The organism is Paracoccus sp. L-17, from assembly GCF_056857655.1.
The window spans coordinates 170,944-192,559 of record NZ_JBSXNM010000039.1 but is presented as its reverse complement, the minus strand read 5'-3'; the positions used below and the strand labels follow the sequence as shown (position 1 = coordinate 192,559).

At 65.5% G+C, this 21,616-nt stretch carries 22 protein-coding genes and 1 riboswitch; of the genes, 7 read left to right on the top strand and 15 right to left on the bottom strand.

Going from position 1 to position 21,616, the window contains the following annotated elements; all coding sequences use genetic code 11:
- The first annotated feature begins 56 nt into the window (after positions 1-56).
- Positions 57-1,334: a helix-turn-helix domain-containing protein gene (locus AC13CR_RS11035; RefSeq protein WP_292958611.1), complete on the top strand. Its 1,278-nt coding sequence runs from the start codon at positions 57-59 to the stop codon at positions 1,332-1,334.
- Positions 1,335-1,411: 77 nt separating this feature from the next.
- On the opposite strand, the gene AC13CR_RS11030 is transcribed toward AC13CR_RS11035, so the two are convergent.
- Positions 1,412-2,461: a dipeptidase gene (locus AC13CR_RS11030; protein WP_292958613.1), complete on the bottom strand. Its 1,050-nt coding sequence runs from the start codon at positions 2,459-2,461 to the stop codon at positions 1,412-1,414.
- Between the two features lie 138 nt (positions 2,462-2,599).
- On the opposite strand from AC13CR_RS11030, the gene AC13CR_RS11025 reads away from it, so the two are divergent.
- Complete coding sequence (locus tag AC13CR_RS11025) at positions 2,600-2,923, top strand: antibiotic biosynthesis monooxygenase family protein (RefSeq protein WP_292958615.1); 324 nt, start codon at positions 2,600-2,602, stop codon at positions 2,921-2,923.
- Between the two features lie 80 nt (positions 2,924-3,003).
- On the top strand, positions 3,004-3,639 hold the full coding sequence (gene parA, locus AC13CR_RS11020; protein ID WP_292958617.1) for a ParA family partition ATPase: 636 nt from the start codon (positions 3,004-3,006) through the stop codon (positions 3,637-3,639).
- A gap of 15 nt (positions 3,640-3,654) precedes the next feature.
- On the opposite strand, the gene AC13CR_RS11015 is transcribed toward parA, so the two are convergent.
- The 6 genes from AC13CR_RS11015 to AC13CR_RS10990 form a co-directional block, all read right to left on the bottom strand.
- Positions 3,655-4,395, bottom strand: a complete 741-nt coding sequence (locus AC13CR_RS11015) for an ABC transporter ATP-binding protein (RefSeq protein ID WP_292958666.1) — start codon at positions 4,393-4,395, stop codon at positions 3,655-3,657.
- On the bottom strand, positions 4,392-5,378 hold the full coding sequence (locus AC13CR_RS11010; RefSeq protein ID WP_292958619.1) for a FecCD family ABC transporter permease: 987 nt from the start codon (positions 5,376-5,378) through the stop codon (positions 4,392-4,394). The genes AC13CR_RS11015 and AC13CR_RS11010 overlap by 4 nt, the downstream gene beginning before the upstream one ends.
- Positions 5,375-6,082 (bottom strand): ABC transporter substrate-binding protein, encoded by a 708-nt coding sequence (locus AC13CR_RS11005; RefSeq protein WP_298858499.1) that lies wholly within the window; start codon positions 6,080-6,082, stop codon positions 5,375-5,377. Before AC13CR_RS11005 ends, AC13CR_RS11010 begins: the two co-directional genes overlap by 4 nt.
- A 73-nt stretch (positions 6,083-6,155) precedes the next feature.
- Positions 6,156-7,964, bottom strand: a complete 1,809-nt coding sequence (locus AC13CR_RS11000) for a TonB-dependent receptor plug domain-containing protein (RefSeq protein ID WP_293013901.1) — start codon at positions 7,962-7,964, stop codon at positions 6,156-6,158.
- A gap of 122 nt (positions 7,965-8,086) precedes the next feature.
- Positions 8,087-8,280, bottom strand: a riboswitch (cobalamin riboswitch).
- 35 nt (positions 8,281-8,315) lie between these two features.
- On the bottom strand, positions 8,316-8,996 hold the full coding sequence (locus tag AC13CR_RS10995; RefSeq protein ID WP_292958625.1) for an NAD-dependent deacylase: 681 nt from the start codon (positions 8,994-8,996) through the stop codon (positions 8,316-8,318).
- Positions 8,997-8,999: 3 nt separating this feature from the next.
- Complete coding sequence (locus AC13CR_RS10990) at positions 9,000-9,302, bottom strand: hypothetical protein (RefSeq protein ID WP_292958627.1); 303 nt, start codon at positions 9,300-9,302, stop codon at positions 9,000-9,002.
- 263 nt (positions 9,303-9,565) lie between these two features.
- On the opposite strand from AC13CR_RS10990, the gene AC13CR_RS10985 reads away from it, so the two are divergent.
- The 4 genes from AC13CR_RS10985 to AC13CR_RS10970 all read left to right on the top strand — a co-directional run bounded on the left by AC13CR_RS10985 (position 9,566) and on the right by AC13CR_RS10970 (position 13,523).
- Entirely contained in the window at positions 9,566-10,261 is a 696-nt protein-coding gene (locus AC13CR_RS10985; RefSeq protein WP_292958629.1) for an HAD family hydrolase, read from the top strand.
- On the top strand, positions 10,258-11,166 hold the full coding sequence (locus tag AC13CR_RS10980; RefSeq protein ID WP_482900831.1) for a DMT family transporter: 909 nt from the start codon (positions 10,258-10,260) through the stop codon (positions 11,164-11,166). Before AC13CR_RS10985 ends, AC13CR_RS10980 begins: the two co-directional genes overlap by 4 nt.
- Positions 11,167-11,254: 88 nt before the next feature.
- Positions 11,255-13,051, top strand: coding sequence for a translation elongation factor 4 (gene lepA, locus AC13CR_RS10975; protein ID WP_482900830.1), 1,797 nt, complete (start codon positions 11,255-11,257; stop codon positions 13,049-13,051).
- Positions 13,052-13,157: 106 nt separating this feature from the next.
- Entirely contained in the window at positions 13,158-13,523 is a 366-nt protein-coding gene (locus tag AC13CR_RS10970) for a hypothetical protein (RefSeq protein ID WP_482900829.1), read from the top strand.
- A gap of 207 nt (positions 13,524-13,730) precedes the next feature.
- Here AC13CR_RS10970 and AC13CR_RS10965 read toward each other — a convergent pair whose 3' ends face one another.
- From AC13CR_RS10965 to AC13CR_RS10930, 8 genes are all read right to left on the bottom strand, one after another.
- Positions 13,731-14,147, bottom strand: coding sequence for a DUF7282 domain-containing protein (locus AC13CR_RS10965; protein WP_292958635.1), 417 nt, complete (start codon positions 14,145-14,147; stop codon positions 13,731-13,733).
- A gap of 150 nt (positions 14,148-14,297) precedes the next feature.
- The gene (locus AC13CR_RS10960; RefSeq protein WP_292958637.1) at positions 14,298-14,684 is read right to left on the bottom strand and encodes a hypothetical protein; all 387 of its coding nucleotides are present in this window, start codon (positions 14,682-14,684) and stop codon (positions 14,298-14,300) included.
- Between the two features lie 88 nt (positions 14,685-14,772).
- Positions 14,773-15,156, bottom strand: a complete 384-nt coding sequence (rbsD, locus tag AC13CR_RS10955; protein WP_446232260.1) for a D-ribose pyranase — start codon at positions 15,154-15,156, stop codon at positions 14,773-14,775.
- Positions 15,153-16,340, bottom strand: coding sequence for a dipeptidase (locus tag AC13CR_RS10950; RefSeq protein ID WP_292958640.1), 1,188 nt, complete (start codon positions 16,338-16,340; stop codon positions 15,153-15,155). Before AC13CR_RS10950 ends, rbsD begins: the two co-directional genes overlap by 4 nt.
- 165 nt (positions 16,341-16,505) lie before the next feature.
- Positions 16,506-18,323 (bottom strand): M3 family oligoendopeptidase, encoded by a 1,818-nt coding sequence (locus tag AC13CR_RS10945; RefSeq protein WP_292978497.1) that lies wholly within the window; start codon positions 18,321-18,323, stop codon positions 16,506-16,508.
- A 149-nt stretch (positions 18,324-18,472) separates the two neighbouring features.
- A complete protein-coding gene (locus AC13CR_RS10940) occupies positions 18,473-19,282 on the bottom strand; it encodes a GNAT family N-acetyltransferase (RefSeq protein ID WP_482900828.1) in 810 nt (269 codons plus the stop codon).
- Positions 19,279-20,010, bottom strand: a complete 732-nt coding sequence (locus AC13CR_RS10935; protein WP_292954767.1) for a DUF72 domain-containing protein — start codon at positions 20,008-20,010, stop codon at positions 19,279-19,281. The genes AC13CR_RS10940 and AC13CR_RS10935 overlap by 4 nt, the downstream gene beginning before the upstream one ends.
- Before the next feature lie 56 nt (positions 20,011-20,066).
- Positions 20,067-21,590, bottom strand: coding sequence for a cryptochrome/photolyase family protein (locus tag AC13CR_RS10930; RefSeq protein ID WP_292954769.1), 1,524 nt, complete (start codon positions 21,588-21,590; stop codon positions 20,067-20,069).
- Positions 21,591-21,616 lie beyond the last annotated feature (26 nt).

Sequence of the window (21,616 nt, the reverse complement as noted above, 5' to 3'; positions counted from 1 at the left end):
GCAGGATATCGTTCCGATTCGGGCGATACGGTCAGCGGGCAAAGAGGCAGGCAGGAATGAGCAGGCTGCGGGCTGAAATCCCGGCAGAGGAGTTGATGCAGGTGGAGGAAGTGGACCATTTCCTCGATGACGACACACGTCTCGGCGACATCATGCGCGGCGAGCGGGCGACGCTGGGCAAATCGCTGCTGGATGTGCAGCGCGAATTGCGGATCCGGGCCTCCTATGTCGCCGCGATCGAGAATTGCGACATCACGGCTTTCGATACGCCCAGCTTCATCTCGGGCTATGTGCGATCCTATTCGCGGTATCTGGGCATGGACCCGGACTGGACCTTCCGCCGCTTCTGTCTTGAATCGGGCTTCCAGCCGACGCATGGCATGGCGCCCTCGGCCTCGGGGCCGAAACCTGGGCGCAGGCCGTCGGAACCGGCCGAGGCGCTGGCCAATCCTCATGCCTTGTTCCTTCCTCAGCGCGAAAGCTTCTGGACGCAGATCGAACCCCGGGCGATGGGCTCGGTCCTGGTGCTGATCGCGATCATGGGCGGGCTGGCCTATGGCGGCTGGGCCGTGCTGCAAGAGGTGCAGCGGGTGACGCTGACGCCGGGCGAAACCACCCCAGGCGTGGTGACGGAACTGGATCCGGCTGCCGGTGCCGGAATGTCGGTGCCGTTGCTCGAAAGTGGCGATACCGCTGAAATCGCGCAGAATCTGCCGCAGCCCGAGGGACTTGACCGGATCTACCGGCCGCAGATTCTGGAGGCGCCGGTGCTGACTTCTCGCGACGGCCCGATCGCGGCCATCGATCCGGGGCTTGCACGGCAAACGGCGACGGCGCAAGGCGGCGACATGACGGCCGGTTCCGCCGAAGGGGCGGACGCGATCCAGCGTGCGCTGGCCTCGGCCGGGGCGGGCGAGGCGGTGGAATACGGACCGCAGATGCCGGAAAGCCAGCACTCGGTCACGATGGCGGCGGATGCGCCCGAGCTTCAGTTGCTGGCCGCCCGGCCCGCCTGGGTGCGGGTCACCACCTCGGACGGGACGGTGCTGCTGGAAAAGATCATGGATGCCGGCGAACGCTTCAGCCTGCCCAAGCTGGAAGAACCGCCGGTGCTGCGCACGGGCAATTCGGGCGCCATCTATTTCGCGGTGAACGGCAAGACCTACGGTCCCGCGGCGCCGGGGCCTCAGGTGGTCAAGAATATCCGTTTGTCACCTGATGCGCTGACCGGAACATTTGCGCTGGCCGATCTGAACGCCGATCCCGAACTGGCGCAGATGGTGGCGCTGGCCCAGGCCGCGCCGGTAAATGGCGAGGCGCAGGCGACCGAGTAGCGCGGCCCGGATCGCCGAGGCGCGGGCATCGGGGAGGCCGCGCCCATGATGGCCGGGTGATGAACCGGCCGTCGGGGTCAGTTGCCCCAGACCCGCGCCAGCAGGGAAATCCAGTTTTCACCGGCGATCTTGCGAATCAAGGCGTCGCCATAGCCATGCGCCTCCATCGCGCGGATCAGGGCGGGCAGGGCGGCCGCGTCGGCCAGTTCCTCGGGCATCAGCGCACCGTCGAAATCCGAACCCAGGCCGACTCCGTCCTCGCCCAGGACCGCCAGCAGGCGATCGAGATGGCGCAGGATCGTGTCAAAGCCCTTTAACGGCAGCCGCTTGCCGTCCTCGCGCAGAAAGCTGGAGGCATAGTTCAGCCCGACCAGCCCGCCGCTGTCGCGGATGACCTGCAACTGGCGGTCGGTCAGGTTGCGGGCCGAGGGGCAGATAGCATGCACGCAGCTGTGGCTGGCTACCAGCGGCGCGTCGGACAGGCGTGCCACATCATCGAACCCGGCCTCGTTCAGATGCGACAGATCCAGCATGATCCGCAAGACGTTGCATTCGCGGACCAGATCGCGCCCCTGCGGTGTCAGTCCCGCGCCGATATCGGGGCCGGCCGGATAGGCAAAGGGCACGCCTTCACCGTAGGCCGTGGGCCGCGACCAGACCGGTCCCAGCGATCGCAGTCCCGCCGCGTGCCACAGATGCAGCGCATCCATGTCGCGGATCGCTTCGGCCCCCTCCATGTGCATGACCGCGGCGAAGCGATTTTCGGCGATCGCGCGGCGCAGACCGGTGGCGCTGGTCACGACCTCCAGCGTGCCGGTGCGTTCCAGCATCTTCAGTGCCGCCGCCTGCCGGAAGGCGAATGGCAGGGCGCTGTCATGCGCGATCTCGTCGGGCAGCGGCAGGTGAAAGGGCGGATCCTGCATCAGCGCGATGGATTCGACATCATTGGGATTGGCGGGCGAAGGCACCCAGAGAGCGAAAAATCCGCCGACCAGCCCGCCCGCCCTGGCGCGCGGCAGATCCAGATGGCCGGTCCCGTCGCCTTCCAGCCAGATCCGCGCCCCGTCCTCGCCCGCCGCGACGACGCGCTGGATGAAATCGTTGTGACCATCGAACACCGGGATCATGCAATGCCTCCTTTGCCGCCCGCGCCGACCATGCACCCTGGCGCGAGCGCCGGCAATGCCGCGCAGTTGCCACTTTGCGTGCTGCGGATTTCCCCCTAGGCTGGGCGCCGGGATGCGTCAGCAGAGGAGGGGCCAGCCATGCCCGATATCAGGACCGAATTCGACGGCCAGACCGTGATCACCACCTTCGAGGTGACGCCCGGCAGCGCGCAGGACGTGCTTGAGATGCTGACCGCCGCCTGGGATCAGGTGATCCGCCGGCAACCCGGCTTCATCGCCGGCGCGGTTCACCTGAACGACGCGCAGACCCGGATCGCCACCTATTCGCAGTGGCGCGACCGCAAGGATTATCAGGCGATGCTGCGTAGCGACGAGATGCGTCGCCGCAACCGCGAGATCCATGCGATGTGCAAAAGCTTCGAGCCGGTGATGTACGAGGTTCAGGCAGTTTTCGGCGATTGATGTCGCGGCCCGCAAGATAGCCCGTGCAATCGCTGAACCGGCCCGATACGTTTTGGAAAGCGCGTGACGAGGAGGCAGCGATGGCAGGCAGGATCATCACCGTCGCCCAGCAGAAGGGCGGCTCGGGGAAAACCACCCTGGCGATCAATCTGGCCGTGTGCCTGCATCAGCGCGGCCATTCCGTCGCCCTGGTCGATACCGATCCGCAAGGCAGCATGGGCCGCTGGTTCATCGAGCGGCTTCAGGCGCAGGGCGAGGACGAGGCCATGGATTTCTCGACCTCATCGGCCTGGGGGGCCAGCTACGAATCCGAGAAGCTGAAGAAGCGTTTCGATTACGTGATCGTGGACACGCCGCCCAAGATCGACAGTGACCTGCGCCCCGCGCTTCGGGTCGCCGATCTGGTTCTGGTTCCGGTCGCCACCAGCCATGTCGATCTGTGGGCGACCGAGGGTGTGCTGGATCTGGCGCGGCGCGAGAAATCGCCGGTTCTGGTGGTGCTGAACCGGGTCCGGCCGCATACGCGCCTGTCGGTCGAGGTGGCCCGGAAGGCGGCCGATCTGGGCGCCGATGTGGCCGGCACGCAGGTCGCCAACCGCGTCGCCTATGCCGAGACGCTGGGCCAGGGCCTCGGCGTTGCCGAACGCGCCCGAAACGGCGTGGCGCGCGACGAGATGGCCGCGCTGACGGACGAGGTTCTGGCCGCTTTCGGCTGAGAATTGCGCCGGCGGTCACACTGGCAGGATGGCGGGTCCATCCGGCGTCTCGATGCGACGCGCGGTGATGCCGAAGGCCCGGTTCAGCAGCGCGTCGTCCAGCACCCGGTCGGGCGGGCCGTCGGCCAGGATGCGGCCCTCGGCCAGAAGGACCAGCCTGCTGCAGAAGCGGGCGGCAAGGCCCAGATCGTGAATCGAGGTCAGGATGCCCCGGCCCCCGGACGCCAGATCGCGGAACAGGCGCAGGCAGGCCAGTTGCTGTGCCGGATCGAGACCGGCGATGGGTTCGTCCGCAATCAGAAGGGGGGTGTCCTGGGCCAGCGCCCGCGCGACCAGGACGCGGTTCTGTTCCCCCCCGGACAGGCGCAGCGCGGTGCGTTTGCGGAACGGTGCAAGGCCCATGCGCGCGATGGCGGCCTCGATGGCGTCGCGGTCGGCGGCGCTGCGGCCGCCGCCGGGCCAGGGAATGCGCCCAAGCGCGATCAGATCCTCGACGCTGACGGGCCAGGCGATTTCGCGCGATTGGGGCAGAAAGGCGGCCGCGCGGGCCCGATCGCGCGCCGTCATCGAGGCCAGCGAGGACGCGCCGCTGAAGGGGATCAGATCCAGCGCGGCCTCCATCAGCGTGGATTTTCCGGCACCGTTGGGGCCGATCAGCCCGACCACCTCGCCCTCTTGCAAGGTCAGGTCGATGCCGCGCAGCACCGGGCGATTGCGACGGGTGACGGCAAGGTTCGCAAGCGCCAGCAGCATCAGACGCGCCCCCCGCTGCGGGTTTTCCAGATCAGGTGCAGGAACAGCGGCGCACCGACGATGGCGGTCAGGACGCCCAGTTTCAGATCGCGTTCGGGCAGGATCAGACGCACCGCGACATCGGCCGCCAGCAGCAGGATCGCCCCGCCAAGCGCCGAGGCCGCCAGCAGGACCGAGGGGCGCGCGCCGACCCAGGGCCGCATGACGTGGGGAACGACAAGGCCGACGAAACCGATCGCGCCCGCCACCGCCGTGGCCGGACCGACGATCAGCGCGACGCCCGCGATCATCCGCCAGCGCAGCCACGGAGGCGAGACGCCCATCGCCGCCGCCGCGCCTTCGCCAAGGGTCAGCGCATCCAGCGGCCGCCCCGCCGACAGGATCAGCGCCGCGCCCAGCAGCATGGGCGGCAGGACCAGCCAGACATGCACCATCGAGCGATCGGCCAGCGATCCCATCAGCCAGAACACGATCTCGTTGGCGGCGTAGGGATTGGGCGACAGGTTCAAAACCAGCGCCGTGCCCGCCCCCGCCAGCGCCGAGATGGCGACGCCGGCAAGGATCAGCGTCACCGAACCTCCGCGCGGCCCGGCCAGCGCCACCAGCAGGCCGACGCCCATGGCCGCTCCGGCCAGCGCCACCAGCGGCAGCGCCAGCGGGGCAGATAGCGACAGCCCGGTCTGGATCGCGATCACCGCGCCAAGTGCCGCCATGCCCGACACGCCGATCAACCCCGGCTCGGCCAGCGGGTTGCGCAGATAGCCTTGCAGGGCCGCGCCCGTCAGCCCGAGTCCGCTGCCGATCAGCAGCCCCAGCATGGCCCGCGGCAGGCGGATTTCGCGCATCACGATGGGCGCCGGGCCTTCGCCGCCGAACATCAGCGCCGACAGGCCGCGCCACGCGCCCAGCCCCGCCGGACCGGTCAGCAGCGAAACCAGGAAAAGCGCGGTGGCGAGAACAGCGAGGATGACGAAAAGAGGCTTCATTCCAACCCTTCGACGGCGCGCAGGATGAAAGGCGTGCCACAGACCCAGTCGCGATCGGTGACATCGGCTCTGCGATCCGTCGCCTCGGACAGCGCGGGATGGTCCAGGATGGCCTCGCTTCGTGATCTTCCCGGCCATCGCGCGCCCGTGATGAGGCGGTCGGGCTGCGACATGACCAACAACTCCAGCGGCAGCGGCGCGGTATTCTCGATGCCGTAATCGCTGGCGATGTTGCGATACCCCGCTGCGTCCAGGATCTCGCCCGCCAGCGTGCCGCGACCCGAGGTGAAGCCATTCGCATAATACAGGGCGGCGCGGTCGCGGCCCGGAGCACGGCGCAGCGCGGCGAGGCGGGCGTCGAAATCCGCGATCACGGTTCGGGCGCGGGATTCGCGTCCCAGCAGCGCGCCGATCCCGGCGATCTCGTCGCGAATGGCGGCGATGCTTTCGGCGGGGTCGCGGACCTCGACCCGGATTCCCAGCCGGCGCAGCATGGAGACCGTCGCCGAGGATGCGAACTGGCCCGCGATGACCAGGTCCGGGCGCATCAGATAGATTTCCTCGGCCCGGCCATAATTCACGTCATAGGCCTGCGCCGCGTCCGCCATCGGCGACATGCGCGGATCCTGCGCCAGATCGCTGACCGAAATCAGCTGGCCCGGCGCGGCCAGCAACATCGCAACCTGGTCGGTGCACAGATTCATCGATACCACCCGCCGCGGCGCTGCCACGGCGGGCAGAGCCGCAACCAGAAGCGCCGCAGCCGCGCATATCAGGTCAGAAATCCGCACGCAGCCCAACATAGACGGCCCGGTCGGACGTGCCATAGCCCTGGTTCTGCTGATATTCGCGGTCGAGCACATTCTCGACCCGCAGATAGACGTCGGCACCATTCGGCAGCGGATGGCTGGCGGTCAGATCCAGCGTCGCGAAGCTGGCCATGTCGCGCGGGCGATCGGCCTCGACATGCAGGGACATTCCGGCCCTGGTGCCGGCGGCGACTTCGGTCTCGGCGCCAAGGTTCAGAACGTGGCGGGGTGCCTCGGCCCAATCTGTCGTGGCAGCGTTGTCGGTATAGGTATAGGAACCCCGAATCGCGGTGGCCGCGCCGATGGCCCAGCGACCATCCAGTTCGATCCCGCGCCGACGCGACTGGCCCTGGACCTGTGCATAGCAACCGAAAAGCTGGCCGCATGCTGTGGCATCGGCATCGAAGCCGATCAGGTTCTCGGCCTGAAGCCAAAAGGCGGTGGCGCGCAGATAGCTGTCATCGCCCCAGCGTTTCTCGACCCCGATCTCGGCGGTGCGGCTTTCCTCTCGATCCAGCCCGGCATCGCCGTAGGGGCCGAACAACTCATAGAGCGAGGGCGCACGAAAGCCGGTTCCGATGGCGGCGCGGACCAGCAGGTCCGGCCGTGCCCGCCAGACGGCCGAGACCCGGCCCGAGGTGAAGCCGCCAAAGCGCGAATGATCGTCACGACGCAGCGAGGCGCTGAGATCGATATCGCTGCCGATCGGGGCGTCAACTTCGGCAAAGACCCCGCTGATGCGGCTGTCGCCCATGCCATCGGCCTTCTCTTTCTCGGTATCGGCGCCAAGGATCGCGCGTGCGCCGGTCGTGCCCAGGTCGGTCGCGCCCTGCCATGACACCTTGGTGCGGGACCCGATGAAGGGCGTTTCGACGCCGTTCGACCAGCTTCTCCGGTCGATCCGATAGCGGGTCAGGGCAAGGCTTTGATCGATGGATCCGGTCGTGACCTCGGCGAAGGCGCGCAGGCCGTAGGATTTGCGGGTGGTGTATTCGTCGCCCGGCGTGCCGGTCATGTCGCCGCCGAATTCGTCGAATTCGGCGCGGCTCTTGTCCCAGAAGCCGTTGATGCCGACCTTGCCGCCATTTTGCAGCTCTCGCGCGGCATAGAAGGACAGGCGCGATGCGTTGTAGCTGTCGGTCTCGAAGTTGCCGTCGTTTTCGTCGCGGGCGGAAAATCCCTGGCTGGTCACGCGGCTGGCGGTGAAGGCCAGGTCCGTGCCGTCACGGCGCAGAGCCGCGCCGTAGCTTGCGGCGAAGGTCTGGTATTGGCCGGCCTCGATGGCGAAATTCTGGCGCAATCCGTCCTCGGTCGGGCGCAGGGTGTCGATCGACAACACGCCGGCGATGGCGCGCGATCCGTAAAGCGCCGATTGCGTGCCGCGCAGCAATTCGATCCGGCCGACGCCGGCCGTGATCAGTCCGCCGATATCGAAATAGGGCTGGCCCGCCGCCGGGTCCGAAACGTCGATTCCGTCGATCAGGACCGGCGTATATTCGGGCGGTGCGCCGCGCACCTGAAGCGCGCCGGTCGTGCCCAGCGGCCCGGACTGGCGGATCGCCACGCCGGGCAGTTCGGCGATGCTGTCGGCGATCGGCTGGGCGGTGCGATCGGCCAGCGCGGCCGCACCGATTACCGAAACCGAACTGCCAGAGCGACCGATTTCGGTCTGCTCGCGATTGGCGGTCAGGGTGATTTCCGGCAATACATACGGCGTCTGCTGGCCAAGGGCGGGGGGGGCGGCGGCGATTGCGGCCAGGATGGCTAGGCGTTTCATGATGTCCCTTCCGGGTCGCCCGGACGGATGCCGGGGCGGGATGCGGTCTGTCCGGAAGGGCTTTCCGGACGGCGAACATCACCACAACGGACGATCCGTCAAGCACATGCGCCCCGCATGTCCTTGGGGTGATCGCCTGGGCAGGTCTCCTGGCTTGCGGGTCAAGGCTTGGCCGGGCCTTCCCATCCGCGAATTCGGCGGACAGTGGCATTCTCCGGCCTCGCTCTCCGCTGACAGTTGCGGGGGCAGCCGCGGAATTGCACCGCGTTCCCTTTTCACCGGGCGCGAACCCGGAACCGAGGCAGCCCGGGGCATAGCCGATCGGGCCGTCGCGGCGCAAGGAATTTCGCCTCAGGCGGGCAGCGAGGCGACCCACTCGGGCACGATCCGCGAGGCCGGGCCCAGAATCTGGCGGTCGAAGTCCGGAGCATTGGCGCCGGCTTCCAGGTTGAGGGCGACGCATTCCGCGCCCATCCGGGCGGCGTGCCGGGCGAAACCGGCGGCCGGATAGACATTTCCCGACGTTCCGATGGCTGCGAAAAGGTCGCTATGCGCCAAAGCCTGCCAGATCCGCTGCATGTGACAGGGGATCTCGCCGAACCAGACGATGTCGGGTCGGGTCCGCCTTGCCCCGCAGCCGGGGCAGCCGTCCTCGGATGTCATCGTCATCGGCGCATCCCAGCACGCCCCGCAGGCGGCACAGCGCGCGCGGCTCAGGCGGCCATGCATGTGGATCACATCGGCGCAGCCGCCGCGTTCGTGAAGATCTTCCACATTCTGCGTCACCAATGTCACGTCATGGTTCCGCGACAGCCGGGCCAGGGCCCGATGGGCAGCATTGGGCTGCGCGCCGGCTGCCTTCTGCCGTCGTTCATTGTAGAAGCGATGGACCAGCGCCGGGTCGCGGGCAAAACCCCCCGGTGTCGCCACATCCTCGATCCGGTGCCGTTCCCACAATCCCGTGCCGGCGCGGAAGGTGGCCAGGCCGCTTTCAGCGGAAATGCCCGCGCCGGTCAGGACCGTGATCCGCATGCGTCAGCGGCAAAGGGCCTCGGCCCTGCCGGCGAAACGCTTGTAGCGCGCCCAGAACGCGTTGTCGGCATCGCGTTTCGACATCCGCACGGCCTGCGCCTGATTCGGATCGCGGAAGAACGCGGCCGCGCGGCGCTGGTCTGAACGCGACAGGGTCTGGTCCGCGACCTGCTGGATGCAGCCGCAAAGCGGCGCGTTGCCGCGGGCGCGGTCGGATCGCACACAGGCGGTGTCGATAGGGCCGGACATGGCAAGCGGCGCTGTCATCATCACGGCGGATGCCGCGATCGCGATGCGGTTGAGCATGGAACTGTCTCCTCGGTTTCCTGATCCTCATGAAAGCGGGCATGGCCGGTTTTTCCCGATCTGGAATGCCCTTTCTGCACCACCAGACATAGCAAAAAGCTCATTCGGGCTCAATCACCGGGACGTGAGGAATTGTTGCGCTGACAGCGCGGCCTCATCAATATCTTGTGTCGTGGTCCCGATCCGGAGCGACCGGACAATTCGCTGCGGTTTGACTTTGCGCGCGCTGCATGGTTCCGCTGCGCTGCCGGACGGAGGATGACATGATCGAGGCAATCGGGCTGGATGCGGATGATACGCTATGGGAGAACGAGACCTTCTTTCGCGTCACCGAGGCCGAATTCGCATCGCTTCTGGCGGATCATGCCGAGATCGACGACATCGCGGGCAGGCTCTATGAGGTCGAATGCGCGAATCTTGAACGATACGGTTTCGGCATCAAGGGCTTCGTGCTGTCGATGGTGCAGACCGCGATCGAACTGACCGACGGGCGGATCGACGGCCAGGCCATCGGTCGCATCCTTGAACTGGGACGGGACATGCTGGCCCATCCGGTCGAGCTGATCGAGGGAGTCGAGGCTGCGCTGGACGCGCTGTCGGGGCGGCGCCTGGTGCTGATCACCAAGGGGGATCTGATCGATCAGGAACGCAAGATCGCCGCCTCGGGCCTTGCCGGACGTTTCGCGGCGATCGAGATTCTGGCCGAAAAGACGCCCGCGGCCTATGCCCGCGTCCTGGACCGTCTCGGCATCGCCTCGGGCGGTTTCGTGATGGCGGGCAATTCGATGAAAAGCGATGTCCTGCCGGTGATTTCACTGGGCGGACATGGCGTCTTCATTCCACACCAGATGACCTGGGCCGCCGAACATGCCGACCCGGGCCCGGATCCGCGCCTGCATCATCTGGACAGGATCGCGGATCTGCCTGACCTGATCACGCAGATCGAGGCGGTGCCATGAGCGTCAATGCCCGGGCGGCCCTGCTGATGACGCTGGCGATGGCGGGCTTTGCCTTCGAGGACGCGCTGCTGAAATTCCTGTCCTCGGATCTGTCGATCGGACAGCTTCTGCTGCTGCTGGGCTTTGGCGGCATGGTCGCCTTCGGCGCCTGGGTTGCCCTGGGCCCCGAGGGACTGCGCTGGCGCGATCTGTTCCATCCCGGCGTATTGCTGCGCAATCTTTGCGAGGCGATCTGCGGCGTCTTCTTCCTGACCGCCATTTCGATCGGCGATCTGGCCATCGCCTCGGCCATCCTGCAGGCGCTGCCTTTGCTGATGACGCTGGGCGCGGCGCTGATCCTGGGCGAAAAAGTCGGTTGGCGCCGCTGGGCTTCCATCGGTGCGGGGTTCCTGGGCGTGCTGATGATCGTGCGGCCGGGAACGGATGCGTTTCAGCCGGGATCGGTGCTGGCCCTGGTCGCGGTGCTGTTTCTTGCGGTGCGCGATCTGGTCACGCGACGGCTGCCTGCCTCCATCGGGTCGGGGCTGCTGACGGCCTCGGCCTTCGGGTCGATGTCGCTGGCCGGGGCCGCGCTGGTCGTCGTCGGAGGACAGCCGCTGATCGCGCCCGACCCCGCACAATGGGGCCTGATGGCGGCCTCGCTGATCTTCGGGCTGTTCGGCTATCTGACCATGGTGATCGCGACCCGGATCGGAGAGATCGGCGCGATCGCACCCTTCCGCTATTCCCGGCTGGTCTTCGCCATCATCCTGGGATTGCTGGTCTTTGCCGAACGCCCCGATGGCTGGATGCTGACGGGGGCTGCCATTATTGCCGTCGCGGGCGGCTATACGATGTGGCGCGAGGCGCGGCTGAATCGCGCCGCGCGCCGGATCCCCGCCGGCAGCGTCGCGCGGCCAGGCTGAAAGACGGGAAACCGGGGCGGCGGCAGCCTCGCCAGCGGCCTTGCGAAATCCTCTTTTCGCGGGCATGACGCCCCTGTATAGCCGCGCCATGACCAAGCTGTCCCTGATCCGCAATTTCTCGATCGTGGCCCATATCGACCACGGCAAATCCACGCTGGCCGACCGGCTGATCCAGCTGACCGGCACCGTCGCCGAACGCGACATGAAGGCCCAGATGCTGGACGCCATGGATATCGAGCGCGAACGCGGCATCACCATCAAGGCCAATACGGTCCGCATCGCCTATCCGGCGCAGGACGGCCAGACCTATATCCTGAACCTGATCGACACGCCGGGCCATGTCGATTTCGCCTACGAGGTCAGCCGGTCCATGCGCGCCGTCGAAGGATCGCTGCTGGTCGTGGACGCGACCCAGGGGGTCGAGGCGCAGACATTGGCCAATGTCTATCAGGCCATCGACGCCGATCACGAGATCGTCCCGGTCCTGAACAAGATCGACCTGCCCGCCGCCGAGCCCGATCGCGTCAAGGCGCAGATCGAGGACGTGATCGGCATCGACGCCAGCCAGGCGATCCTGATCAGCGCCAAGACCGGCCTCGGCATCCCTGATGTGCTGGAGGCGATCGTGCAGCGCCTGCCCGCGCCGACGGGAGATGCCGACGCGGCCTTGAAGGCGATGCTGGTCGATTCCTGGTATGACAGCTATCTGGGCGTCGTCGTGATGATCCGGGTCATGGACGGCACCATCCGCAAGGGCGATCAGGTCAAGATGATGCAGACCGGCGCCACCTACCGGCTGGACAAGCTGGCGGTGCTGACGCCTGCGATGAAGGACATCGCGGAACTGGGGCCGGGCGAGATCGGCGTTTTCACCGCATCCATCAAGCAGGTTCGCGACACCCGTGTCGGCGATACGATCACGCACGAGAAAAAGCCCGCCGCCACCGCCCTGCCGGGTTTCAAACCCTCGCAACCGGTGGTGTTCTGCGGGCTGTTTCCGGTCGATGCGAACGATTTCGAGGCGCTGCGCGACGCGATCGAGAAACTGGCCCTGAACGACGCCAGCTTCAGCTCCGAAATGGAGACTTCGGCCGCGCTTGGCTTCGGCTTCCGCTGCGGCTTTCTGGGGCTGTTGCACCTGGAGGTGATCCGCGACCGGCTGGAACGCGAATATGATCTGGACCTGATCACCACCGCGCCCAGCGTCGTTTTCCGGCTGCACATGCGCGACGGCGAGATGCGCGAATTGCACAACCCCGCCGACATGCCCGACCTGACCCTGGTCGACCATATCGAGGAGCCGCGCATCAAGGCCACGATCATGGTGCCCGACGATTACCTGGGCGACGTTCTGAAACTGTGCCAGGACCGGCGCGGCATCCAGCTGGATCTGACCTATGCCGGTTCCCGCGCGATGGTCGTCTATGACCTGCCCCTGGCCGAGGTCGTCTTCGACTTCTACGACCGGCTGAAATCGGTGACCAAGGGCTATGCCAGCTTTGACTACCAGATCAGCGAATACCGCGAGGATTTCCTGGTCAAGATGTCGATCCTGGTGAATGACGAGCCGGTGGACGCGCTGTCGATCATGGTCCACCGCGACCGCGCGGAATCGCGCGGCCGGGTCATGGTCGAAAAGCTGAAAGAGCTGATTCCGCGCCACATGTTCAAGATCCCGATCCAGGCCGCCATCGGCAGCCGCGTCATCGCGCGCGAGACCCTGTCGGCCATGCACAAGGACGTGACCGCCAAATGCTACGGCGGCGATGCCACGCGCAAGAAGAAGCTGCTGGAAAAGCAGAAGGCCGGCAAGAAGAAGATGCGCCAGTTCGGGAAAGTGGAAATTCCGCAGACGGCGTTCATTCAGGCGTTGAAGATGGAATAATATTTTAGCAATTAATAAATATATTATATTACTTGAAATTTATTGCCATAGAGTTATTATTTTTATGCGCAAGTTCGCGTAGCTTTAAATTTGTGGAGTTAGTATAATGCCAGAGGAAGTGTATCGCTTCAGCGAGGGGGCTATAGAGGCGGCGACGGGCCGGGCAGCGGAGTTTGGACAAGAGTTTGATGGAAGAAGCCTTCAGGGAAAGCCAGCACAAGACAGTACTTTTTCGATAAGGGCTGAGTGTCTCGACGTAAAAGTCGGAAAGAAGGGCGTTTGCGTTGGATTGCCCTTTGGGCTTGGGGACGTGTGTATCCCAATTCCGGTTGGAATCGATTTGGGTACGGCGGCGAAGGCATGTTTGGATATATACTATAAGACCGTCTTCGGAATCAAATTGCCTGCCGGTGTTGAGGTGACAATTTACGTTGCCGGCCAGCAAGTTGCTAAAGTAAGATTTGGGCTCTAGCTTTAGAACCGCATGAGAAGAGTCTAGTTAGCAAGCTTGGGATCGGGTTTCGCTCCGCATCAATTCGATGCTTCATAAGCAATCGCATCGAAATGACCCTACGGCATAAACACTTGACGTAGGTGAAATTCAATTCTAGAGCCGAATGCGAAAACGGCCCTCCGCGCCAAGGGCACGGAGGGCCGAGGTCTGCTGGATGCGGGCCGGTTACTGCGCAGTGATCGTGGTCATCACCGGCTTTTCGTCCACCCGGATCGGGCCGTCTTCCTTGGCGCCCAGGGAATATTCGAACATGCCGGTCTTGCTGCCGCCCTCATCGCCATGGACCATCAGCATCAGCATGTCGCCCGATGCGACCTCTTCGGTCAGGATCGCGGCCACGTCGGAGGTTTCACCTTCACGAACCGGCGCGTAACCCACGACGGGGCCCGGCTTCATCTCGGAATCGGTGCGGTGGACGACCAGCCAGCCATTGGCGGGTGCCACGACCTTGGCTGCGCTGACAACGCCGTTGGATACAGACTGATCAGAGGCATCGATCATCGGTGACATGTCGGCAGTCTGGGCAAGGGCGGCGCCCCCGGCGAGCATTGCAATTGCGGCGGTGAGAGTAATGGTCTTCATCGTCGTCCTCCTGAGAATTGGACAGCCGTACGCGACTGCTTCACTCAGGAACGGATGGCGACGCGCAAAGTTGCGCAGATCACGGGATGGTCAGACGGATCAGGCCCGTTTTCGCACCAGAGAATTGACCAGGCCTCGCCGCCTGCCTGTTCAGTCCAGCCAAAAAGGCCACACCCTGCGGCAATGGTTGCCGACGGCCGCGCCGACCGAAAGTGAGCCGTCGCGCGGACCCTTTCCGAATTGCGACAGGCCCGCGCCATCGGCCTTTTTCGCCGGGTCCAATGTGAAGACGATGCCGAGCCCGGCCTCGCGCGGCCTGGGCGTGGCACGCCACAGGCGGGTCTTGCCCGAGAGGTTCAGCCGGCGTTCGGCGAAATCGCCCGCAGCGCACCAGTAATCGGTTTCTCGCGCCCAGCTTTCGAATTGGACGGCGATTTCAGTCGGGCCGATCCGGCGCGCATCCATGCCGTTCTGGGCGATGAAAGCCTGCGCCGGCAGCGGCAGGATCAGCAGGGAAAGAAAAGTGATCGCGCGCATCGGAACAACCCCCGTTCTTTCGAGAATAACCGGTTGGGCCGGGGCCGCAAGTCCCCGAGGCGCGCCGTTCGGCCGGCGATGGCTTTCCCTAGAACGCCACGCCGGACCAGAGGCCGATATTGGCGTAGGGCGTGAACTCGCCCGTCCGCACAAGGGCACGGGCCCGATGCGTCAGGGCCTTGAAATCGGCATGAGGCAACGTTTCGATCTGCCCGATGCTGCGCGCGCGAAAGGCCCGGTCCAGTTCGGGCGCAGCCTCGCTGGCGATGGCCGAACGCTCGACCACCAGTTCGCTCAGCACGGCGTCCAGAACGGCAAACAGGCTTGGAACGCCGCCGGTCACGGCCAGGTCGATCACCCGCACGTCCGGCGGCACCGGCAGGCCCGCGTCGCCGATTACCAGAAGATCGCCATGGCCCATCGCGGCGACCAGCCCCGACAATTCGGCATTCAGCAACGCACCGCGTTTCATGTCTCGTCTCCCGGCAGGGTTTCGCGCAGATAGCGCATCATGTTGCCGCCCATCACCTTGGCGATCTGGTCGTCGGTCAGCCCCGCATCCATCAGAGCCTGCGTCAGCGCGACCAGATGCGCGGCGTCGAAAGGCGCATCGACCGAGCCATCGTAGTCCGAGCCCAGCGAAACCCGATCCTCGCCCACGAGCGCGATCGCGGCCCGGATCGAGGCAGCGATGTCTTCGGGCGTGCCACCGCAATTCACGTCCGACCAGAAGCCGATTCCGATCAGCCCGCCTTTCCGCCCGATCCGGGTGACAAGATCGTCGGGCAGGTTGCGGCTGCTGTCGCATTGGCTGCGGATGCCGGTGTGGGACAGGATCGGGCGGGTGCCGTCAATCGCCAGCACGTCGCGGACCAGTTGCGGCGCGGCGTGGGCCAGGTCGATGATCATGCCTCTGTCCATCATCGCCTGAACCACCTGCCGGCCGAAATCGGTCAGGCCGGCGTCGGCGCCGCCCTCGCCATGCAGGCTGCCGCCCAATTCGTTGTCAAAGAAATGCGTCAGTCCGATCAGCCGGAACCCGGCAGCGTAGAGAACGTCCAGATTGGCCAGTTCGCCCTCCAGCGGGTGGCCGCCCTCGCTGCCCAGGATCGCGCCCAGAACCTTTGTGCCATTCGCGCGCAGGGCCAGAAGCGCGTCCATATCGCCGCGCGTCCGGATCAGCCGCAGCCTGTCGGGCGCGCGCGCGGCCGCATCGCGCAGGGCCCTGGCCTGGACCAGCGCGCGTTCCTTCAGCGAGAACCAGGACCGGACCGGCCGCAACTGGCCGATGAACAGCGGCGTGATGTTGTCGGGGGCATCGGCGCTGTTCCGGTCATAGTTCTGGCCGCGCGGGCTTTTGGTGACGGTGGTAAAGACCTGCACCGCGACATTGCCTTCCAGCAGGCGCGGCACATCGGTATGGCCGCGGTCCACGCGCGTCAGGATATCGCGATCCCACAGCAGTGGATCGGCATGCCAGTCGCCGATGATCAGGCGGTCATGCAGCGCGCGGGCCTCGGCGCTGACGGGCCAGCCTTGATCGGGCATGGTCATCGGGTTCAGCGACCGTTCGACATAGGCGGGCGCGAAGGCAAGAAAGGCGGCCAGCCCGGCCACGATCAGAACCGCTGCTCCCAGAAGGATCCGTTTCAGCATCCGGTCTCCGTCATGTGTCCCTGCGCCAGCATAGCGCAGCGGGCGGGCAGAACCATGACAAAGCGCCCCGCGAAGGAGAGGAAAAAGGACAAGGGGCGCAACAGAGTGACGTGACACCGGTGGCGGCGCATTCGGCAGCAAGGTCGCCGGTCGCGGGGCGGCGGATCACGCCTCCAGTGCTTCCAATTCGTCGATGAAACCCTCGATCATCGACAGGCCCTTGTCCCAGAAGGCCGGATCGGATGCGTCCAGCCCGAAGGGCGCCAGCAATTCGCTGTGGTGCTTGGACCCGCCTGCCGCCAGCATGTCGAAATACTTCGCCTGAAAGTCCGGCAACCCGTCCTCGTAGGCCGCGTAAAGCGCGTTCACCAGCCCGTCGCCGAAGGCATAGGCATAGACGTAGAAAGGCGAATGGACGAAATGGGGCACATAGGTCCAGAAGGTTTCATAGCCCGGCATGAAATCGAAGACCGGGCCAAGGCTTTCGGCCTGCACGCTCATCCACAGGGCGTTGATGTCGTCGGGGGTCAGTTCCCCCTCGGCGCGGGCCGCGTGCAGCTTGCATTCGAAATCGTAAAAGGCGATCTGCCGGACGACGGTGTTGATCATGTCTTCGACCTTGCCGGCCAGCAGGGTCTTTTTCTGTGCCGGATCGGTGGTCTTGGCCAGCAGCGCGCGGAAGGTCAGCATCTCGCCAAAGACCGATGCGGTTTCGGCAAGCGTCAGCGGCGTCGCGGCCAGCAATTCGCCCTGATCCGCCGCCAGCCGCTGATGGACCCCGTGGCCCAGTTCGTGGGCCAGCGTCATCACGTCGCGCGGTTTGCCGAGATAGTTCAGCAGGACATAGGGATGCGCGGTCGTCACCGTGGGATGGGCAAAGGCGCCAGGCGCCTTGCCGGGCGTGACGGCGGCATCGATCCAGCCCTTGTCGAAAAATGGCCGGGCCAGTTCGGCGAGTTTGGGCGAGAAACCGGCATAGGCGTCCAGCACGGTGGCGCGGGCCTCGGGCCAGGCGATGACGCGCGGCGCCTCGGTCGGCAGCGGCGCGTTGCGGTCCCAGACCTGCAACCTGTCCAGCCCCAGCCATTTTGCCTTCAGCGCGTAATAGCGGTGCGAAAGGCGCGGATAGGCGGCGGTGACGGCGTTGCGCAGTGCCTCGACCACCTCGGGCTCGACATGGTTGGACAGATGGCGGCCATATTGCGGCGTGGGCATCTTGCGCCACTTGTCCTCGATGGCCTTTTCCTTGGCCAGCGTGTTGTGGATGCGGGCAAACAGCTTGAGATTGTCGCCAAAGACGCGGGCCAGCGCATGGGCCGCGGCCTCGCGCCGGGCGCGGTCATGTTCGGTCAGCAGGTTCAGCGTGGCTTCCATCCCCAGCACCTCGCCATCGACATCGAATTCCAGCGCGGCCGTGGTTTCGTCGAACAGCCGGTTCCAGGCGGCGGCGCCGACAACGGAATTGTCGTGCAGGAACTGTTCCAGTTCGTCGGACAATTGGTGCGGACGCATGGCGCGCATCCGGTCGAAGACCGGCTTGTAGCGGGCGGGACCGTCGGGCGCGGTAAACACGGCCTCGTAGGTCTGGTCCGGGATGCGGTTGAATTCAAGGCTGAAGAAGACCAGCGGCGTGGTGATGTCGGTGACCTTCGCCTGCAGATCGCCCAGCATCTTGGCGCGGCCGGCATCGGTGGTGTTCTGGTAATAGCGCAGGCCCGCATAGGACATCAGCCGTCCGGCGATAATGTCGATCACCTGATAGGCCTCGATGCAGTCCAGCATGGCGGGCGCATCCAGTTCGGCCAGCTTGCCCTGCCAGGAGGCGGCGAAATCATTGACCAGATCCGCAAGCCGGGCCAGATCCGCCGTCAGTTCCGGCGCGTCGGGACCGGGATAGAGATCGCTCAGATCCCAGACGGGCAGATCGCCGAAACGGGTATCGGCGGCAGGTTCGGTAGAATCGAAGACCGGCAAGGTGGCCATGAGCATGTCCTTTCGCTTTGGCCTCAGATGTAACCTGCATGGCCCTGTGTGCAAGGCTTGCGCGACGCTGCGGCCGGGCGGGGCGGCGCAGCCGCCCGCGAAAGCCGGTCCCCTCGATGGGGCCGGCTTTCGCAGCCCCTTGCGCCGGCCTAGACCGCCTCGAAGGCAGGTGCGTGACGGATCCTGGCACCGGCAGGCAGATCGCCGGCGACCTGCAGGAAGGGTCCGGCATGGGGCGAATCCAGATCCGCCGGACGAAAGCCCAAGCGGGCATAGTAATCGGGTGCGCCCAGCACCACGACCGGACGCGATCCGGCCCCGGCCAGTGCCGCGCGGACCAGCGCCTGCCCGAGGCCGCGCCGCTGCATGGCGGGCGCGACGGCAACGGGGGCCAGCGCAAAGGCCGCTTCATCCCCGGTCATGGGCGACAGCCCGACATGGCCGAGGATCATTCCGTCCGCCTCGGCGACCAGCGACATCGAAAGATCACCGGCCGCGCGCAGCGCCTCGACCAGCCGCGCCTCAACCTCGCCCGCGAAGGCATCGCGCAGCAGGCGCGAGATCGCGTCCGCATCCGGCCGCCTCTCGGGCCGGATCGCAGGCATCGCCTCGCGCCTGTGGAAGTCGCGTGCAATATCCCTGCTGTCGCGGCCCCAGGCGCTGGCCTTCGTGCGCTGCTGATGGGCTGCAAAGGCCTCGCCATCGGTGAACAATTCCGACAGATGCCAGACCAGCGGATCCTCGTCCTGCCGCAGATCGAAACGCAGGCATCCCGGTTCGGCCCGGCTCTGATCGACATGATCCGGCAGCAGCGTCAGCGCGGTCATCAACTGCGCCGGATCGGCACAGATCAACCTTCCGGTCAGCGCGATCATCGGCCGATCCAGCGCGATCGTCGGGCCCTCGGCCTCGCAGCCGGTTTCGTGGCGGGGATGGTGATGGCCGCAGGCGCAGCTCATGTCTTCAGCCTTTCGATCAGAGCCATCGCGGCGGCCGGGTTGCGCAGCTTCTGACCCGAGATGACGTAGAGAAACAGGTCGCGCTGCTTGCCCGCTTTGCGTGCGGCCTTGGCCCATTTGTCGAGATCGGCCCCCGAATAGCCCTGTTCCAGATCCGTCGTGCCCATCAGGCGCCAATAGGCGAAATCGGCGGTATCGGCCTCGATTTCCGGAAAGTCCGCATCGGCGCCGCGAATGATGGCGACATTGTGCTGCCTGCACAGATCGGCGGCCTCGTCGGCGGCGAAACTGTCATGGCGCGGTTCCACCGCATGCCGCAGGGCGACGCCCTCATGGCTGTCGGGCAGCAGCTTCAGGAAGGCACCGAAATCGTCCGGCTCGAATTTCTTCGTCTCCGCGAATTGCCAGTTGATCGGACCCAGCTTGGCGCCCAGTTTCGTGATGCCGGAATCGAGAAACCTTGCCACGCTGTCGCCGCTTTCGGCCAGCACCTTCCGGTTGGTGGCAAAGCGCGGCCCCTTGATCGCGAAGACGAAATCATCGGGCGTCTCGTCATGCCATTTCTGGAACGTCGCGGGCTTCTGGCTGCCGTAATAGGTCGCGTTCACCTCGATCGAGGTCAGTTGCCTGCTGGCATATTCCAGTTCGCGCCGCTGGGGCAGGTCGTCGGGATAGAAGACCCCGCGCCATTCCGCGAAATTCCAGCCGCCGATTCCGATGCGGATCATCTGTGCCTCCGGATTGTCAGACGCTTCTATCCCGCGCGGCGCGGTTCGCCGTCAAGTCAGACCACCGTGCCATCCGACATGCGCCGCAAGAAGGCGGCGGCATCGGCGCGGATCGCCCTGCGCTTGTCCGCATCCATGCGGTCCCAGTTGCCATAGATCCGCGACATGCGGGGATTGGTCTCGAACCGGTCGCGGTGGCGGATCAGGAAATCCCAGTAAAGCAGGTTGAACGGGCAGGCCGTCTCGCCCGTCCTGACGCTGACCGAATAGGCGCAACTGCCGCAATAATCCGACATCTTGTTGATGTAGTTGCCCGAACTGACATAGGGCTTGCTGCCGACGATTCCGCCATCGGCGAACTGGCTCATCCCGATCGTGTTCGGCGCCTCGACCCATTCATAGGCATCGATATAGACGGACAGATACCATTCATGCACCCGGGCCGGGTCGATCCCGGCCAGCAGCGCGAAATTGCCGGTGATCATCAGGCGCTGGATATGGTGGGCATAGGCCAGCCGTCGCGTCTGTCCGATCGCGGCCTTCATGCAGGCCATGCGCGTCTCGCCGCCCCAATACATCCAGGGCAGCTTGCGACGGTGGTCCAGCGCGTTGCGCCCGGTGTAATCCGGCCCTTCGAGGAAATAGATGCCGCGCATGTATTCCCGCCAGCCGAGGATCTGGCGGATGAACCCTTCGGCGGAATTGAGCCGCACCTTGCCATCGACATGGGCGGTCGCGGCGGCCGCGCAGACCTCGTGCGGCGACAGCAGCCCGGCATTGAGATAGGGCGACAGGATCGAATGGTTCAGATGCGGGTCCTCCAGCAGCATCGCATCCTGATAGGGACCGAATTCGTCCAGCGCATGATCGATGAAATGACGCAGCGCCTTCAGTGCGCCGGGCCGGTCGGTGGCATAGCGGAACGGCCTCAGGTCACCGAAATTGTCGGGAAAGCGCGCCGCGACCAGATCCAGAACCCCGGCCGTCACCGCGTCGGGTTCGAATTCGGGCGGTTTCTGTCGCAGCAGGTCGGGCCGGGCAGGCTTGCGGTTGTCGTGGTCGAAATTCCAGCGACCGCCGGCAGGCCGGTCGCCATCCATCAGCAGGCCGGTCTTGCGGCGCATGTCGCGATAGAACCATTCCATCCGCAGTTCCTTGCGCCCCTCGGCCCAATTCTCGAATTCGGCATGGCTGGCGAAGAAACGGTCATCGGGGCGCTGATGCACCTTGATCGGCAGATAGGTCAGGATATTGATCAGCCGCCATTCGCCCGGTTCGGTCGCGATCACCTCGGTCGCGTCGAATTCCGATGCGCGGCGTATCAACTCGCCGCCGATCTTCTGGCTGTTCTCGGGATCGTCCAGCCGCGTATAGGCGACGGTCAGGCCCTTGCCCCGCAGGTGGTTCGCGAACTTGCGCATCGCGGCAAAGACGAAGGCGATCTTCTTTGGGTGGTGGCGGACATAGCTGGCTTCGTCCATGACCTCGGCCATGACCACGACATCGCCCTCCCGCGCCTCGCGCAGCGCGGACAGATTGTCTGACAACTGGTCCCCCAGAACAAGGATCAGACGCGGCATGGTCCCTCGATTGAGCGAAGCCCGAT

What these genes read in the sequence shown, in the direction of transcription:
- AC13CR_RS10960 (WP_292958637.1), bottom strand. Translation starts at nt 14,684, where the DNA reads ATGCGCGCGATCACTTTTCTTTCCCTGCTGATCCTGCCGCTGCCGGCG.
- AC13CR_RS10965 (WP_292958635.1), bottom strand. Translation starts at nt 14,147, where the DNA reads ATGAAGACCATTACTCTCACCGCCGCAATTGCAATGCTCGCCGGGGGC.
- rbsD (WP_446232260.1), bottom strand. Translation starts at nt 15,156, where the DNA reads ATGAAACGCGGTGCGTTGCTGAATGCCGAATTGTCGGGGCTGGTCGCC.
- AC13CR_RS11000 (WP_293013901.1), bottom strand. Translation starts at nt 7,964, where the DNA reads ATGAAACGCCTAGCCATCCTGGCCGCAATCGCCGCCGCCCCCCCCGCC.
- AC13CR_RS11030 (WP_292958613.1), bottom strand. Translation starts at nt 2,461, where the DNA reads ATGATCCCGGTGTTCGATGGTCACAACGATTTCATCCAGCGCGTCGTC.
- AC13CR_RS10970 (WP_482900829.1), top strand. Translation starts at nt 13,158, where the DNA reads ATGCCAGAGGAAGTGTATCGCTTCAGCGAGGGGGCTATAGAGGCGGCG.
- AC13CR_RS10995 (WP_292958625.1), bottom strand. Translation starts at nt 8,996, where the DNA reads ATGCGGATCACGGTCCTGACCGGCGCGGGCATTTCCGCTGAAAGCGGC.
- AC13CR_RS10990 (WP_292958627.1), bottom strand. Translation starts at nt 9,302, where the DNA reads ATGCTCAACCGCATCGCGATCGCGGCATCCGCCGTGATGATGACAGCG.
- lepA (WP_482900830.1), top strand. Translation starts at nt 11,255, where the DNA reads ATGACCAAGCTGTCCCTGATCCGCAATTTCTCGATCGTGGCCCATATC.
- AC13CR_RS10945 (WP_292978497.1), bottom strand. Translation starts at nt 18,323, where the DNA reads ATGGCCACCTTGCCGGTCTTCGATTCTACCGAACCTGCCGCCGATACC.
- AC13CR_RS11005 (WP_298858499.1), bottom strand. Translation starts at nt 6,082, where the DNA reads ATGAATCTGTGCACCGACCAGGTTGCGATGTTGCTGGCCGCGCCGGGC.
- AC13CR_RS10935 (WP_292954767.1), bottom strand. Translation starts at nt 20,010, where the DNA reads ATGATCCGCATCGGAATCGGCGGCTGGAATTTCGCGGAATGGCGCGGG.
- AC13CR_RS10985 (WP_292958629.1), top strand. Translation starts at nt 9,566, where the DNA reads ATGATCGAGGCAATCGGGCTGGATGCGGATGATACGCTATGGGAGAAC.
- AC13CR_RS10930 (WP_292954769.1), bottom strand. Translation starts at nt 21,590, where the DNA reads ATGCCGCGTCTGATCCTTGTTCTGGGGGACCAGTTGTCAGACAATCTG.
- AC13CR_RS10940 (WP_482900828.1), bottom strand. Translation starts at nt 19,282, where the DNA reads ATGAGCTGCGCCTGCGGCCATCACCATCCCCGCCACGAAACCGGCTGC.
- AC13CR_RS10980 (WP_482900831.1), top strand. Translation starts at nt 10,258, where the DNA reads ATGAGCGTCAATGCCCGGGCGGCCCTGCTGATGACGCTGGCGATGGCG.
- AC13CR_RS10950 (WP_292958640.1), bottom strand. Translation starts at nt 16,340, where the DNA reads ATGCTGAAACGGATCCTTCTGGGAGCAGCGGTTCTGATCGTGGCCGGG.
- parA (WP_292958617.1), top strand. Translation starts at nt 3,004, where the DNA reads ATGGCAGGCAGGATCATCACCGTCGCCCAGCAGAAGGGCGGCTCGGGG.
- AC13CR_RS11035 (WP_292958611.1), top strand. Translation starts at nt 57, where the DNA reads ATGAGCAGGCTGCGGGCTGAAATCCCGGCAGAGGAGTTGATGCAGGTG.
- AC13CR_RS11025 (WP_292958615.1), top strand. Translation starts at nt 2,600, where the DNA reads ATGCCCGATATCAGGACCGAATTCGACGGCCAGACCGTGATCACCACC.
- AC13CR_RS11010 (WP_292958619.1), bottom strand. Translation starts at nt 5,378, where the DNA reads ATGAAGCCTCTTTTCGTCATCCTCGCTGTTCTCGCCACCGCGCTTTTC.